Consider the following 15,431-nt stretch of genomic DNA (forward strand, 5'->3'; position numbering starts at 1 on the left):
GTAAACGCGGCGGCCCCCCCCCCCGGGGCGGGGGGGGGCGGCTCCTGGTGGACCGGGTGACGGCTCCGGGGAGCCGTCGACGCGTCAGCCCTGCGGCAGCGCCGCGAGCTGAGCGGTGATCCGGGCGATGTCGGCCTCGGCGGCCTCCTGGCGGGTCCGGATCTTGGCGACCACGTCGTCCGGCGCCTTGGCGAGGAACGCCTCGTTGCCGAGCTTGCCCGCGGTCTGGGCCTTCTCCTTCTCGGCCGCCGCGAGGTCCTTGGCGAGGCGCTTGCGCTCCGCCCCGACATCGATCGTGCCGGACAGGTCCAGCGCCACGGTGGCACCGGCGACCGGCAGCGAGGCGGTGGCCGCGAAGCCCTCCTCCGGCACGGTCAGCCGCAGCAGCGAACGGATCGCGTCCTCGTGGACGGCCAGCACGGTGCCGTCCAGGTCCAGCCGGGCCGGGACCCGCTGACCCGGCTTCAGGCCCTGGTCGGTGCGGAACCGGCGCACCTCGGTGACCACCCGCTGCAGGGTGGCGATCTCCGCCTCGGCGCCGGCGTCGCGGAACCCGCTGTCCTGCGGCCAGTCGGCGATGACGAGCGACTCGGCCCCGGTGAGCGTGGTCCACAGCGTCTCGGTGACGAAGGGCACGATCGGGTGGAGCAGCCGCAGCGTGATGTCGAGGACCTCGCCGAGGACCCGGCGCGCGGCGTCGGCCTGCGGGCCGCCCTTGGCCAGGGTGGTCTTGGAGAGCTCCAGGTACCAGTCGAAGACCTCGTCCCAGGCGAAGTGGTACAGCGCCTCGGAGAGCTTCGAGAACTGGTAGTCGTCGTAGAGCGCGTCCACCTCGGCGACGGTGCTGTTCAGGCGCGACAGGATCCAGCGGTCCGCGGCCGTCAGCTCCTCCGCCGCGGGCAGCGGGCCCTCGACGGTGGCGCCGTTCATCAGCGCGAACCGGGTCGCGTTCCAGATCTTGTTGGCGAAGTTGCGGGCCGCCTGGACCCAGTCCTCGCCGATCGGGACGTCGACACCCGGGTTGGCGCCGCGGGCCAGCGTGAACCGCAGCGCGTCCGAGCCGTACTTGTCCATCCAGTCCAGCGGGTTGACCACGTTGCCGAAGGACTTCGACATCTTCTTGCCGTTCTGGTCACGGACCATGCCGTGCAGCGCGATGGTGTGGAACGGCGGGGTGCCGTCCATCGCGTAGAGCCCGAACATCATCATCCGGGCGACCCAGAAGAACAGGATGTCGTAGCCGGTGACCAGGACAGAGTTCGGGTAGAACTTCGCCAGGCTCTCGGTCTGCTCCGGCCAGCCGAGCGTGGAGAACGGCCACAGGCCGGAGGAGAACCAGGTGTCCAGGACGTCGGTGTCCTGGTGCCAGCCCTCTCCGGTCGGCGGCTGCTCGTCCGGGCCGACGCAGACGATCTCGCCGTTCGGGCCGTACCAGACCGGGATCCGGTGGCCCCACCACAGCTGGCGCGAGATGCACCAGTCGTGCAGGTTGTCCACCCAGTCGAAGTAGCGCTTCTCCATCTCCTGCGGGTGGATCTTGACCCGGCCGTCCCGGACGGCGTCGCCGGCCGCCTGGGCCAGCGGGCCGACCTTGACCCACCACTGCATCGACAGCCGCGGCTCGATGGTGGTCTTGCAGCGCGAGCAGTGGCCCACCGAGTGGACGTACGGGCGCTTCTCGGCGACGATCCGGCCCTCGGCGCGCAGCGCGGCGACGATCGCCGAGCGGGCCTCCAGCCGGTCCAGGCCCAGGAACGGGCCGTGCGCGGTGATCACCGCGTGCTCGTCCATCACCGCGATGTTCGGCAGGCCGTGGCGCTGGCCGATCTCGAAGTCGTTCGGGTCGTGGGCCGGGGTCACCTTGACCGCGCCGGTGCCGAACTCCGGGTCGACGTGCTCGTCGGCGACGACCGGGATCCGGCGGCCGGTGAGCGGCAGCTCGATCTCGGTGCCGACCAGGTGCCGGTAGCGCTCGTCGTCCGGGTGGACGGCGACCGCGGTGTCACCGAGCATCGTCTCGGCGCGGGTGGTGGCGACGACGATGGAGTCCTCGCCCTCGCCGTAGCGGATCGAGACCAGCTCGCCGTCGTCGTCCTGGTACTCCACCTCGATGTCCGAGATGGCGGTCAGACAGCGCGGGCACCAGTTGATGATGCGCTCGGCACGGTAGATCAGCTCGTCGTCGAAGAGCTTCTTGAAGATGGTCTGGACGGCCTGCGACAGGCCCTCGTCCATGGTGAAGCGCTCGCGCGACCAGTCGACGCCGTCGCCGAGCCGGCGCATCTGGCCGGAGATCTGGCCGCCGGACTCCGCCTTCCACTTCCAGACCCGCTCGACGAACGCCTCGCGGCCCAGGTCGTGGCGGGACTTGCCCTCCTTGGCCAGCTCGCGCTCGACCACGTTCTGGGTGGCGATGCCGGCGTGGTCCATACCGGGCTGCCACAGCGCCTCGTACCCCTGCATCCGCTTGCGGCGGACCAGGGCGTCGATCAGCGTGTGCTCGAAGGCGTGGCCCAGGTGCAGCGAGCCGGTGACGTTCGGCGGGGGGATGACGATGGTGAACGGGGGCTTGTCGCTCGTGGCGTCGGCGGTGAAGTAACCGCGCTCTACCCAGCGCTCGTACAGCTCGCCCTCTACGTCCGCCGGAGCGTAGGTCGTCGGGAGGGTGGCTGCGTCGTCCCCTGCGGGCGTGCTAGCGGGGCGCTGGTTCGTGGTGTCGGTCACGACGCACAGTTTACGTAACCCGGGAACCCGGTTACGAACGCCTTTCACCCCCCGGGCTCCCGGACCGGCCCGGAAGCGGCGCACGCGAGAGCCCCGGCACCGCCGCGAGGGCGGTACCGGGGCCTCGTCCCGGTCCGGGGCCGGACGAACGGACCGGCGGACCGGTGGGGTCTCAGGCGCTCTTGTCGCGCCGCTCCCGCTTGATCATGTCGCGCGGCACCAGGGTCGGGATGGCGTGCTTGGAGACGACGTCCCCGGTCACCACCACCCGGGCGACGTCCTGACGCGAGGGAACCTCGTACATCACGGACATCAGCACCTCCTCCATGATGGCCCGCAGACCGCGCGCGCCGGTGCCGCGCAGGATCGCCTGGTCCGCGATGGCCTCCAGCGCGTCCCGCGAGAACTCCAGCTCCACGCCGTCGAGTTCGAAGAGCTTGCGGTACTGCTTGACCAGCGCGTTCTTCGGCTCGGTGAGGATCTGCAGCAGCGCCTCGCGGTCGAGGTTGTGCACGCTGGTGATCACCGGCAGACGGCCGATGAACTCGGGGATCATGCCGAACTTGACGAGGTCCTCCGGCATCACCTGACGGAAGTGGTCGCTGGCGTCCTGCTCCCGCTTCGAGCGGATGTTCGCCCCGAAGCCGATGCCCTTGGCGCCCGCCCGGCCCTCGATGATCCGCTCCAGGCCCGCGAACGCGCCACCCACGATGAACAGCACATTGGTGGTGTCGATCTGGATGAACTCCTGGTGCGGGTGCTTGCGCCCGCCCTGCGGCGGCACCGAGGCGGTGGTGCCCTCCAGGATCTTCAGCAGCGCCTGCTGCACACCCTCGCCGGAGACGTCCCGGGTGATCGACGGGTTCTCGCTCTTACGGGCGACCTTGTCGATCTCGTCGATGTAGATGATCCCGGTCTCGGCCTTCTTGACGTCGTAGTCCGCCGCCTGGATCAGCTTGAGCAGGATGTTCTCGACGTCCTCGCCGACGTAGCCGGCCTCGGTCAGCGCCGTGGCGTCCGCGATCGCGAACGGCACGTTCAGCATCCGGGCCAGGGTCTGCGCCAGCAGCGTCTTGCCGGAACCGGTCGGACCGAGCAGCAGGATGTTGGACTTCGCCAGCTCGATGGCGTCCTCACGGCCGTTCCCGCCGCTGCGCCCGGCCTCACCGGCCTGCACCCGCTTGTAGTGGTTGTAGACCGCCACCGACAGCGCCTTCTTGGCGAGGTCCTGGCCGACCACGTACTGGTCGAGGAACTCGTAGATCTCGCGGGGCTTCGGCAGCTCCTCGAAGCGCACCTCGGAGGTCTCGGCGAGCTCCTCCTCGATGATCTCGTTGCACAGGTCGATGCACTCGTCGCAGATGTACACGCCTGGGCCGGCGATCAGCTTCTTCACCTGCTTCTGCGACTTGCCGCAGAACGAGCACTTGAGCAGGTCGCCACCGTCTCCGATGCGTGCCACGAGGTGCTTCCCCTTCGCCAGGGGCCCCGCGGGGTTTCCGGGGCCTGGTGCTGTGGACCGAAGACGCCGACGGCGATCGGTCTCGCTGTCCGACGGTACTCTGCCGAGCCGTCGATTCCGCCCTCTTCGCCGGGTCTGCCCTACGCCCTGGGCGAATTGATACCGAACAGATGCCGTCGGAGGAGCCCCCGGCTCCCGCGGCCCGAGGACGGTGCCGCGGGGGGTGCTGGCCTCAGGAGGTCAGCGAGGCCTTGCGGGTCGAGATGACCAGGTCCACCAGACCGTACTCGACGGCCTCCTCGGCGGTGAGGATCTTGTCGCGCTCGATGTCGTCGCGAACCTCCTCGACCGACTTGTTGGAGTGCTTCGACAGCATCTCCTCCAGCTGCTCGCGCATCCGGAAGATCTCCCGGGCCTGGATCTCCAGGTCCGAGACCTGGCCGCGGCCGGTCTCGGTGTACGGCTGGTGGATCAGGATACGGGCGTTCGGCAGCGCCATCCGCTTGCCGGGGGTGCCCGCCGCCAGCAGCACGGCCGCCGCCGAGGCCGCCTGGCCCATGCAGACGGTGGTGATGTCGGGCTTGACGTACTGCATGGTGTCGTAGATCGCCGTCAGGGCCGTGAACGAGCCGCCGGGCGAGTTGATGTACATCTGGATCTCGCGGTCCGGGTCCATCGACTCCAGGCACAGCAGCTGAGCCATGATGTCGTTGGCCGAGACGTCGTCCACCTGGGAGCCGAGGAAGATGATGCGCTCCTCGAACAGCTTGGCGTACGGGTCGTACTCGCGGATGCCCTGGGAGGTGCGCTCGACGAAGCGCGGGACGATGTAGCGGCCCTCCGCTCGCATGTCCTCGACGCGGGCCTTGGCGGCCGACAGGCTGGGGATGTTCATGGGTGTTCTGGTCCTCCGGAGCGTTGTGGCTGTGGTCTCGTGGGCCCTGGCGGGGCTCAGGCGCCGGTGCCGCCGCCGCCGGGGACGTCCGCGGCGCTGTGCATGATCGCGTCGATCAGGCCGTACTCCAGGGCCTGATCCGGGGTGAACCAGCGGTCACGGTCGGAGTCCCGGGTGATCTGCTCGAAGGACTGGCCGCTGTGGAAGGCGATCAGCTCGGACATCCGCTTCTTGGTGCGCAGCAGCTGCTCCGCCTGGATCCGGATGTCCGTGGCCGAACCGCCGAGGCCGGCGGACGGCTGGTGCATCAGGATGTTGGCGTTCGGCAGCGAGAAGCGCTTGCCCTTGGCGCCGGCGGTCAGCAGGAACTGACCCATCGAGGCCGCCATGCCCATCGCGATCGTGACCACGTCGTTCTTGATGTACTGCATGGTGTCGTAGATCGCCATGCCGGCCGAGATCGAGCCGCCCGGGGAGTTGATGTAGAGGAAGATGTCCTTGTCCGGGTCCGCGGCCAGCAGCAGCAGCTGAGCGGTGATCTTGTTGGCGATGTCGTCGTCGACCTGCTGACCGAGGAAGATGATCCGCTCATTGAGCAGTCGGTTGTAGACCTGGTCGCCGAGGCCGCCGAGCACGTCACCAGCGGCGGCGTGCGGCGCCATAGGGCCGGGCATCTGCATCTGCGGGTACGTCACTTAGCCACCTGCTCAGTCGATTTGGACGGTCGCTCCACGGCCGTCACGGTGTCGCACAGCTTCCGGGTATCACGTCGTGATTGTTGCTGTCCATGGACCCTAACGCGCAGGCCGGGCCGCAGAATCCCTCACGCAGAACTGTTCGCTGTGAGCGCAGGGTTCGGGGCTGCGGCGCCCCCGGGGCCGCCGGCGGCGCGCGGACCGGGAAACCCGGCGGGCGGACCGTGACGCGGACACCGACGCGAACGGCAACGCGGCGGGCGGCGGGCGGCGGCGGAAAGCAACGCAGCGGGCCCGGACACCGTACGGCGTCCGGGCCCGCTGTCGGACCTCGGGGCGAGCGAGGCTACTGGGGCGATCAGGCCTCGGTCTTCTCCTCGGCCTCGGCGGCCGGAGCCTCGGCGGCCGGAGCCTCGACGGTCTCGGCCGACTCGTCGGCCTCGTCGTCGTCGAAGTTGACCTCGTTGCCCTCGGTGTCGACGACCTTGGCGGCCTCGACCACGGTGGCCAGCGCCTTGCCGCGGGCGACCTCGCCGACCAGCAGCGGAACCTGGCCGCCCTGGACGACCTGCTGGGCGAACTGGTCCGGGGTGAGACCCGAGCCGGCGGCGCGACGGATGAGGTGCTCGGTCAGCTCCTCCTGGGAGACGTTGAGCTCCTCGTCGGCGACGATCTGGTCCAGGACGAACTGGGTCTTGATGCCCTTCTTCGCCTGCTCCTCGGTCTCCGCCAGGAACTCCTCCTCCGACTTGCCCTGGGTCTCCAGGTAGGCCGCCAGCGTGAGGCCCATCGGCTCCAGCTGGTGGTGCTCGAGGTTGTGCTTGCGGGTCTCGATCTCGTCCTTGAGGAGCTTCTCCGGGAACTCGATCTCGACCAGGCCGAGCAGCGCGTCCAGCACCTTCTCCTGGGCCTGGGTGGCCTGGTCGTACTCCTTCATGCGCTCCAGGCGCTTGCGGGAGTCGCCCTTCAGGTCCTCCAGGGTGTCGAACTCGCTCGCCAGCTGGGCGAACTCGTCGTCCAGCTCCGGCAGCTCCTTCTCCTGGACCGCGGTGACCGTGACGGTGACCTCGGAGGTCTGGCCGGCCTGGGTGCCGCCCTTGAGCTCGGTGGTGAAGGTCGCGGTGCCACCGGCCTCCAGGCCGACGACGGCCTCGTCGATGCCGTCGATCAGACGGCCCGAGCCGATCTCGTAGCTGACGCCGGACGCGGTGCCGTCCTCCGGCACCTCGCCGTCGACCTTGGCCTCGAGGTCGAGGACCACGGTGTCACCGGCGGCCGCGGCGCGCTCGACGTCCTTGACCGAGGAGAAGCGCTCGCGCAGCTGCTCCAGGGACTTGTCGATGTCCTCGTCCGAGACCACGATCGGGTCGACGGTGACCTCGATGGTCGAGAAGTCCGGGAGAGTGATCTCCGGACGGATGTCCACCTCGGCGGTGAACTTCAGGTCGCCGCCATCGGCGAGCTTCTCGACACCCTCGATGTTGGTGATGTCGGGCTGTCCGAGGACCTCGATCTTGCCCTCGTCGACGGCCTGCGTGTAGAAGCGCGGCAGGGCGTCGTTGACGGCCTCCTCCAGCACGGCACCACGGCCGAAGCGCTGGTCGATGACCCGGTTCGGGATCTTGCCCTTACGGAAGCCCGGGACCGAGACCTGCTGGTTGATCTTCTTGTACGCCGCGTCGAGGCTGGGCTTGAGCTCCTCGAAGGGCACCTCGACGGTGAGTCGAACCCGGGTCGGGTTCAGAGTCTCGACGGCGCTCTTCACGGTGGGGTCTCCTATGGGGCTTGCGGTCGGGTTGCCTGCACCCTCCCCGGACGGCCGGCCGGAGCCGGTTCGGTCGAGTCGGGCGAGACGGGCGATGGGCGGTTGGAGCTGCATCTCCCGTGGGGGGTGGACGGTGAGCGTGACTCCTCGCCCTCGTGCGGTCGGCCTGGGTTGACGCCACAGGGACTACCGCCAGCGCCCCATCCTACCGGTACCACGAAAGGCGGACGCCAGGGCGGCGCCGTCGGCGGCCCTTCGGGGCCGTTCCGGGGCGTTTCCGGGCGATCGGGGAGGCGGTCGCGCCCGGGGGCGCGCGCCCGGAGTGTGGCGTGCGGCACTCTTTCCGGTGAGCGCTCCGCGCGGCACGGCGGGACACCGCAGGGCACCGCGGGGCCGCCCGGGGAGGAACGGGACAACGGGAAGGAGTCGCGTCGGGCGCCAACGACAACAGGGCCCCGCCGTGGGCGAGACCCTGCGCACTCTGTCGGGGTGGCCGGATTCGAACCGACGGCCTTCCGCTCCCAAAGCGGACGCGCTACCAAACTGCGCCACACCCCGTGGTGCCGAGAGGAAGCGTACACGCCGGGCCCTGCCGGATCGGCGAGATATTCCGAGGCCCTCACGGGAATGGGGTGTGCGCGCAGCCGACCGGACCAGGTACGCTGTTCCCGACCTTCCGTCCGGTGACGGCCGGGGGATCGCGCGGGCGTAGCTCAATGGTAGAGCCCTAGTCTTCCAAACTAGTCACGCGAGTTCGATTCTCGTCGCCCGCTCCACAGAACGGCCCCGAGGGATGCTGAGCATCCGTCGGGGCCGTTCGCATGTCGTCGTTCGCCTGTCACCGTTCACCGTTCGCCGGTCCGGGCGTCCGTCGGCGCGGGTGGTTCAGAGGCCGAGCCGGACGGCGCGGGCGGCGGCCCGCTCCAGCAGCCGGTGCACGTCGGACTGGCGGGTGGAGGGCCGGTCGTTGAACTCGTCCGGGGAGCTGACCCGGCGGCCGGTGGCGTGCAGCACCTCCATCAACTGGACCCGGGCGGTGCGGACGGTGGCCGGGGTGCCGTAGCCGTGGGCGAGCACCGCGGCCTGGGCACCGAGCAGGCAGACCCGGCCGGCCCCGTCCCACATCGCGCCCTGCAGCCATCCGTGCGCCGTGATGTAGCGGGAAGCGAGGCCGAGGTGTTCGGCGGCGGTCACCGGCACGGGCCTGGCCGGGCGGCGCAGCGCGCGGTCGAGCAGGGTGGCGCGGGGCGGGACGTGGTCGGCGTACCAGGGCCGGAGCACCGAGCCGAACGGGCAGACGTACGGTCCGCCGTGGGGCGGGAGATAGGGCGCCGGGGTGCGCGCCGGGGCGGGCAGCGAGGCCAGGTACGCCTCGATCTCGGCGACCAGGCCGGAGGCGTCCGGGGTGAGCAGCGGCGCCGGCGGTGCCGGCGGGGGCTTCGGGGCGGTGCGGGGCATGCGGCGCTCTCCAGGCGGTGCCAGTGGTGTCCGCTACCCAAAATGGGGCACAAGTGACATTCCCGCGACCGGAGCGAGCGGTCCGCGGCCGCGGGCGCGTCCGGGCCGGTCCGGCCCCGGTCCCGACGTGCCCGGGCGCCCTCCCGACGGTTTCCCGGGGGGCCTCCGGGCCGATAGCCTCGGCGGCGTTCGAGAGCAGTTCGACGGGCAGACGACAGTTCGAGACGATTCGAAGCCCTGAGCTTAGGAGTCCCCGTGCGCCCGCAGGACCGACTGGCCGTCATACAGCGCTGCGTGGTCCGGGAGATGGCACGGCTCGGGCAGGTGTTCACCGCCGACGGCGAGGTGGTGCGCGGTCCCGGCACCACGGCGGTGGCCGTGCGCGAGCACCAGGACGGCGAGGGCCCCGGCCATGTCGACCTCGGCTGGGTGCTGGCACTCGGCCGGGCGGACGCGCCGGTGGTGTGGGACTGCACGGCGGGCCTCGGCAAGACCGAGGAGGAGAAGCTCGACAACGCGGTGCGGATGTGGGCGACCACGACGGCGAGCGCGCTGGTCGAGCTGACGGAGCGCCGCGGCGCGCATGGCGACCACGCCGACCACCCGGAACTGCCGGGCTGGCACGCCGTTCAGGGGCCGGCGGCGGTGTTCGGGTTCGGCAACGAGCGGCTGGCCGCCTGGCTGGCCGGGAACCGGGTGGTGCCGGCGCTGGCGCCCGCGCTGCTGGCGGAGCTGGCCGGGCCGGGCGGACGGCGGCCGCACGGGGTCAAGCTGTTCCTCGGCGGCCGCGCGGGGGACGACGTGGCCGAGGTCCGGGTGGACGGCGAGGTCAGCGAGGCGGCCTCGGCGGCGCTGCGCGCGCTGGACTGGCCGCGCGGCGAACGGCTCTGCTGGGCCCGGCTGTTCGTTCTGCTGACGGCCCACGGGGAGCCGCCGGCCCCGCCGGCCGCCGACGGGGCGGTGCCGGCCCGGCCGGCGGCCGTGGCGGCGGCACGCCCGCAGGGCCTGTTCGCCAGGTGGCGGCAGGCGAGACGCGCGGACCGGTGAACGGTTCGCCGGCCGCGGAGGGCCGGCGGGCCGCAGGTCAGCTGGCGATGCCGGAGATGGACTTGGCGACCTGGCTCAGGAAGTCCTGGATCGGCTTGGCGGCCGTGCTCTGGTTGAGCATGAAGCCGAACAGGGCGGCCAGGATGAAGTGCCCGGTCTTGAGCTGCTTCTGGCGGATGAAGATGAAGCAGACGATGCCGAACAGGACCAGCGCGGAGACGGAGAGTGCCACCCGGACTCACTTCCTCGTTTCATAGCGGGGCGCCACCGGCTGACGACCCCTGTGAAGCCGGACCCCGGCCTGTCCGACGGTCCCGAGGCGGAACAGCAGTTCGTCCGGCACGTCGAAGCCGGAGGGAAGGCCGCCCGACACGACCGCACGGTGTCCGTCGTACCGCATGTGACGCCCCCCATCCCCCGAATCCTGAACAGTCCCGCCCGGACTCAGTGTGGTCGACCATGCCGATTGCGTAAAGGTCTGACTGTCTGTCGAACGCCGACATCCTGCGATGCGAGACGAGTTTCCGCCGACCGGGACGATAGTCGAGACATCCTGACGATTCGTCGGCGGGGTGCCGCTGAGCGGCCGGGAAAGGTTTGGCGGGCCGGACCGGAACCGGCAGGTCCGCTCCGCCTCCGGAGCAGGGGAATTGGCCGAAGATCAGCTCCGGGGGTTGACAGCAGCTGCCCTTGGCACATGCCACCGTCCGCCGGACCCGGCCGGGGCCGCAAGGGGTTGTCCGACGACCCCTGGGCCGCTCAGTCGCGCCAGAGCAGCAGCAGCGCGCGGTCGTCGTTGATGTCCCGGGCGACCGTCTCGATCAGCCGGGACGCCGAGCCGCCGCCCGCGCCCGGACCGCCGCCCGGCACCAGCCGGTCGGCCTCGCCCATCAGCCGGTCCATGCCCTCGGAGATGTCCCGGCCGGGCGCCTCGACCATGCCGTCGGTGCACAGCATCAGGACGTCGCCGCGGTTCAGCCGCCCCCGCACGCCCTCGAACTTGGCGCCGTCGTAGATGCCCAGCGCCGCGCCCTCCAGGGCCTCCTTGGTCTCCCAGCGGCCGGCGCCGGCCAGCCGCTGCATCCCCGGCAGGTGGCCGGCCGAGAGCAGCTCGTACTCGCCGGTGTCCAGGTCGAGCACCAGGTGCACGGCCGTCGCGAAGCCCTCCTCCCAGGACTGCCGCAGCAGATAGCCGTTGGCGGCCGGGAGGAAGTCGTGCGCGGGCAGCGAGCCGAGCAGTCCGCCGAACGCACCGGAGAGCAGCAGCGCCCGGGAACCCGCGTCCATGCCCTTGCCGGAGACGTCCGCGAGGACCACCTCCAGCACCCGCCGGCCCGGGCCGGTGCGGTCGGCGACCACGAAGTCCCCCGAGAAGGACTGCCCGCCGGCCGGGCGCAGCGCCATGTCGGCGTGCCATCCCTCCGGCAGCTGGGGCACCCGGCTCTGCACCCGCAGCCGCTCGCGCAGGTCGAACAGCATCGTGGAGCCGCCCCACCAGGGCACGCCGACCCGGCTGCGGAACTGGGCGAGCAGCAGGCCGCCGACCCCGGCCGCGCCGACCACCAGGGCGGCGCCGGGGGTGACCCCGTAGGTGTAGGCCTCGGGATGGTCGCTGGCGACCCGCTGGCCGGTGTGGATGACCGACTCGGCGGACAGCCCGAGCGCGGCGAGCGCGTACAGCACGACCAGCGAGCCGGGGCGCAGCAGCAGGGCGGCCGCCAGGATCGGCAGGACCAGCGCGGTGGGCGGGGCCCAGGCGGGCCAGCGGACATTGAGCACGATGAGCAGCGGCACCAGCAGGGCCAGGGCGCAGAGCACCGGCCAGTCGGCGGCGCCGCCACGGAACCAGTCGACGGCGGCGGTGCGCAGCCTTCGGCGGACCCGGCGGAGCCTCTTGCGCAACCGGGCCGTCACGGGGTCGGACGCCGGTACGGCGCCGGGCCTCGTCGCAGTCGTCTGGGGCGGTGTGCCCGGCGGTCTGCCAGCCATGGGGACCGACCATATCCAGCGCTCGCGGTCGGCGTCGACGGCCGGAGCGCGGGCGGCGTCCCGTCGGCGCGGGCGGGTCAGCGGGTTTCGGCCGATTGCGGCAGGCACCGTCCGGGGCGTCAGGAGGCGTACGGGCACAGGGCGTACGAACCGCCCGGACGGCGCAGGCGGCCCGCGCGCGGGCGGTCGGACGGGGCGCGCGCCGCGGTGCGCGCTGTGGCCGATCACACAGCGATCACACGGCGGTCACACAGGTGCCGTACAGGTGCCGTACAGGTGCCGTCCAGCTGCCGTACGGCCGGTTCCGGTCCCTCCGCGGGCCCCGGCGGCCCGTGCATACCGGGCCCGGTACGGCCCGGGAACACGGCGACCGGCCGCGCCGTCGGGGCGCGGCCGGTCGTGGGAGGCCGGTACGGGAGGGAGGGTCAGCCCTCCTGCTGCGGGTGGTGGGCCGGGATCGGCGGGAGCTCGCCGGTGGTCTCGTACACGGCCAGCATGTCGATCCGGCGGGTGTGCCGCTCGTCGCCGCTGTACGGGGTGCCGAGGAAGATCTCGACGAACTTGGTCGCCTCCTCCTCGGTGTGCATCCGGCCGCCGATGGAGATCACGTTGGCGTTGTTGTGCTCGCGGCCGAGCGCGGCGGTCTGCTCGCTCCAGGCCAGCGCGGCGCGGACGCCCCTGACCTTGTTGGCGGCGATCGCCTCGCCGTTGCCCGAGCCGCCGATCACGATGCCCAGCGCCTCCGGGTCCGAGGCGGTGCGCTCGGCGGCCCGCAGGCAGAACGGCGGATAGTCGTCGAGGGCGTCGTAGATGTGCGGCCCGCAGTCGACCGGCTCGTGGCCGGCCTCCTTCAGCCACTCCACGAGGTGGTTCTTCAGTTCGTATCCGGCATGGTCCGAGCCCAGGTACACGCGCATGCCCATGAGTGTGGCATGCGCCCGTACCTGGGCTCGGCAGGGGGCCGGTGAGCCCCGGTCACGGATCTCAGCGGCGGCCGAGCAGCTTCCAGGCGAGCGGGAGGGCGCCGGCCGCGAGGACGGCCTTCAGGGCGTCGCCGACCAGGTACGGGTAGAGGCCGAGTTCGGCGGCGCGGGCCGGCGTCACGTCGAGCGCGAACGCCAGGTAGGGCACTCCGACGGCGTAGACGGCGAGGCTGCCGAGGACCATGGCGGCGGCGGTGCGCGCCGGCGAGCGGTCGGCGCCGCGCCGGGCCAGGGCGCCGACCAGGCCGGCCGCCAGGACGAAGCCGATCACATAGCCGAACGAGGCCGCCGACCAGCCGGAGGTGCCCTCGGCGAACCACGGCAGGCCCGCCGCGCCGGCCAGCAGGTAGAGGCCGAGCGAGGCGACGCCGCGGCGGGCGCCGAGCGCGGTGCCGACCAGCAGGGCGGCGAAGGTCTGGCCGGTCACCGGCACCGGGGAGCCGGGGACGTTCACCGACAGCTGGGCGGCCAGGCCGGTGAGGGCGGCGCCCCCGGCGACCAGGGCGAGGTCCCGGGCCTGGGCGCCGAGGCGGGTGCCGGCGGCGGGCAGCAGGTCGGCCAGGACGGCGCGGCTGGGGACGGGGGTGCTGGCGGTGGCCATCGGCTTCTCCTCGGCACGGTGCGGATCCGGACGGCCCCGGGGGCCGGGCGGACGGAGTGAGTGATCACTCCGAACCTACGCGTCGATCACTCCGGGGACCGCCATGGATCCGGACAAACCCCCGGGCCCCGTCCTTGTCGGGTCCCGCTCCCGCCCGCCGCCCGCTCCGGCCCCGTCCCCGCCCGCCCGAGCCCGCTTTCCGCTACCGACTGCGACCGGCCGGGCGAGTAAAGTGACCACAGGGTCCGCATTCTGGGCCCTACTCGGACATTCTTGGCGCCGAAGGCCTCGTCCCCGGATATTGGGCAACCCGCACCGCATGTCGAACAGTCTGGATCCCACCCCCATGGCCCCCTCCTCCGCGCCCACGGCGCCCGGGACCACCACGCCCGCTCCCCCGGGCGGCGGCCAACAGCTCTCGCACGGGCTCAAGCAGCGCCACCTGTCGATGATCGCGCTGGGCGGCGTCATCGGAGCCGGCCTCTTCGTCGGCTCCGGCGCGGGCATCGCGGCGGCCGGGCCCGCCATCATCCTGGCCTTCGTGCTCTCCGGGCTGCTCGTCATGCTGATCATGCGGATGCTCGGCGAGATGTCGGCGGCCCGCCCCGCCTCCGGCTCCTTCTCCGTGCACGCGGAGAAGGAGATCGGCCCCTGGGCCGGGATCACCGCCGGCTGGATGTACTGGGTGATGCTCTGCTGCGGCGTCGCCGCCGAGGCCACCGCCGCCGGGAAGATCGTCAACGGCTGGGTCCCCGGCGTCTCCGCCTGGGTCTGGGTCGCCCTGTTCATGGTGTTCTTCTGCGCCAGCAACCTCACCGCGGTGAAGAACTTCGGCGAGTTCGAGTTCTGGTTCGCCACCGTCAAGGTCGCCGCGATCGTCGCCTTCCTGGTGCTCGGCGGACTCGGCCTGGCCGGGGTGCTCGGCCCCGGCGCCCCCGGCACCGCCAACCTCACCGGCCAGGGCGGCTTCCTGCCCAACGGCACCAGCGGACTGATCGTCGGCCTGCTCGCCTCCGTGTTCGCCTACGGCGGCCTGGAGACCGTCACCATCGCCGCCGCCGAGTCCGAGGACCCCAAGCGCAACGTCGCCAACGCCGTGCGCACCGCGGTCTGGCGGATCGCGATCTTCTACATCGGCTCGATGGCGCTGGTCGTCACCCTGGTCTCCTGGAAGGACCCGGCGGTCGTCGCCGACGGCCCCTACGTCACCGTGCTGCGCCACCTCGGGGTGCCCGGCTCCGGGACGATCATGCAGGTGGTGGTGTTGATCGCGCTGCTGTCCGCGATGAACGCCAACATCTACGGCGCCTCCCGGATGGCGTACTCGCTGGTCGACCGGGGCCAGGGCCCGCGCTCGCTCGCCAAGGTGAGCGGCGGGGTCCCCCGGCGGGCCGTGCTGGCCTCCTGCCTGTTCGGCTTCGGCGCCGTGCTGGCCGCCAAGTTCTGGCCCGACACCGTCTTCACCTGGCTGATGAACACCACCGGCGTCGCCATCCTGGTGGTCTGGCTGTTCATCTGCGTCGTCCAGCTGCGGATGCGCCGCCGGCTGGAGCGCGAGACGCCCGAGCTGCTCACCGTCCGGATGTGGGGCTACCCGTACCTGACCTGGACCGCGATGGCCGCCGTCGCCGGCATCCTGGCGCTGATGACCACCACCGAGGGCAACCGCGAGCAGCTGTACGCCGCCGGCGTGCTGGTCGCGCTGCTGATCGCCGCCGGGCTGGTGAAGCAGCGCCGCGACGCCGCCGCCGCGACCAGCACCGGCTGACGGGGCGGACCCGACGCGCGGGAGGGTCCCGGTACCACGGGGTA

At 71.7% G+C, this 15,431-nt stretch carries 12 protein-coding genes and 2 tRNA genes; 3 read left to right on the plus strand and 11 right to left on the minus strand.

The window, feature by feature from the left end:
- Window positions 1–84: 84 nt before the first annotated feature.
- The 6 genes from SM793_RS34620 to SM793_RS34645 form a co-directional block, all read right to left on the minus strand.
- On the minus strand, window positions 85–2,724 hold the full coding sequence (locus SM793_RS34620; RefSeq protein ID WP_320442306.1) for a valine--tRNA ligase: 2,640 nt from the start codon (window positions 2,722–2,724) through the stop codon (window positions 85–87).
- 172 nt (window positions 2,725–2,896) lie between these two features.
- Window positions 2,897–4,186 carry an ATP-dependent Clp protease ATP-binding subunit ClpX gene (gene clpX / locus SM793_RS34625; RefSeq protein ID WP_030397392.1) on the minus strand — a complete coding sequence of 430 codons (1,290 nt, stop codon included), beginning with the start codon at window positions 4,184–4,186 and terminating at the stop codon, window positions 2,897–2,899.
- Between the two features lie 232 nt (window positions 4,187–4,418).
- The gene (locus SM793_RS34630; protein ID WP_045941984.1) at window positions 4,419–5,081 is read right to left on the minus strand and encodes an ATP-dependent Clp protease proteolytic subunit; all 663 of its coding nucleotides are present in this window, start codon (window positions 5,079–5,081) and stop codon (window positions 4,419–4,421) included.
- 56 nt (window positions 5,082–5,137) lie between these two features.
- A complete protein-coding gene (locus SM793_RS34635; protein WP_413816101.1) occupies window positions 5,138–5,755 on the minus strand; it encodes an ATP-dependent Clp protease proteolytic subunit in 618 nt (205 codons plus the stop codon).
- Between the two features lie 379 nt (window positions 5,756–6,134).
- On the minus strand, window positions 6,135–7,541 hold the full coding sequence (gene tig, locus SM793_RS34640) for a trigger factor (protein WP_320442307.1): 1,407 nt from the start codon (window positions 7,539–7,541) through the stop codon (window positions 6,135–6,137).
- Between the two features lie 484 nt (window positions 7,542–8,025).
- Window positions 8,026–8,099 (minus strand) — tRNA-Pro (locus tag SM793_RS34645).
- A 144-nt stretch (window positions 8,100–8,243) separates the two neighbouring features.
- Between SM793_RS34645 and SM793_RS34650 the strand changes: the two genes are divergently transcribed.
- Window positions 8,244–8,317: transfer RNA gene (locus tag SM793_RS34650), tRNA-Gly, on the plus strand.
- A gap of 109 nt (window positions 8,318–8,426) precedes the next feature.
- Here SM793_RS34650 and SM793_RS34655 read toward each other — a convergent pair.
- Window positions 8,427–8,999, minus strand: coding sequence for a hypothetical protein (locus SM793_RS34655; RefSeq protein ID WP_320442308.1), 573 nt, complete (start codon window positions 8,997–8,999; stop codon window positions 8,427–8,429).
- A 255-nt stretch (window positions 9,000–9,254) separates the two neighbouring features.
- On the opposite strand from SM793_RS34655, the gene SM793_RS34660 reads away from it, so the two are divergent.
- Window positions 9,255–10,046: a DUF6348 family protein gene (locus SM793_RS34660; RefSeq protein ID WP_320442309.1), complete on the plus strand. Its 792-nt coding sequence runs from the start codon at window positions 9,255–9,257 to the stop codon at window positions 10,044–10,046.
- A gap of 37 nt (window positions 10,047–10,083) precedes the next feature.
- On the opposite strand, the gene SM793_RS34665 is transcribed toward SM793_RS34660, so the two are convergent.
- The 4 genes from SM793_RS34665 to SM793_RS34680 all read right to left on the minus strand — a co-directional run bounded on the left by SM793_RS34665 (window position 10,084) and on the right by SM793_RS34680 (window position 13,619).
- A complete protein-coding gene (locus tag SM793_RS34665) occupies window positions 10,084–10,278 on the minus strand; it encodes a hypothetical protein (RefSeq protein ID WP_030397386.1) in 195 nt (64 codons plus the stop codon).
- Between the two features lie 527 nt (window positions 10,279–10,805).
- Complete coding sequence (locus SM793_RS34670) at window positions 10,806–11,948, minus strand: PP2C family protein-serine/threonine phosphatase (protein ID WP_320442310.1); 1,143 nt, start codon at window positions 11,946–11,948, stop codon at window positions 10,806–10,808.
- A 512-nt stretch (window positions 11,949–12,460) separates the two neighbouring features.
- Entirely contained in the window at window positions 12,461–12,952 is a 492-nt protein-coding gene (locus SM793_RS34675; RefSeq protein ID WP_320442311.1) for a ribose-5-phosphate isomerase, read from the minus strand.
- A gap of 67 nt (window positions 12,953–13,019) precedes the next feature.
- The gene (locus tag SM793_RS34680) at window positions 13,020–13,619 is read right to left on the minus strand and encodes a biotin transporter BioY (protein ID WP_320442312.1); all 600 of its coding nucleotides are present in this window, start codon (window positions 13,617–13,619) and stop codon (window positions 13,020–13,022) included.
- A 319-nt stretch (window positions 13,620–13,938) separates the two neighbouring features.
- Here SM793_RS34680 and SM793_RS34685 point away from each other — a divergent pair, with 319 nt between their 5' ends.
- On the plus strand, window positions 13,939–15,387 hold the full coding sequence (locus tag SM793_RS34685; protein ID WP_413816100.1) for an amino acid permease: 1,449 nt from the start codon (window positions 13,939–13,941) through the stop codon (window positions 15,385–15,387).
- Window positions 15,388–15,431: the final 44 nt, after the last annotated feature.

Source organism: Kitasatospora purpeofusca (assembly GCF_034043715.1).
Taxonomy (GTDB): domain Bacteria; phylum Actinomycetota; class Actinomycetes; order Streptomycetales; family Streptomycetaceae; genus Kitasatospora; species Kitasatospora purpeofusca_A.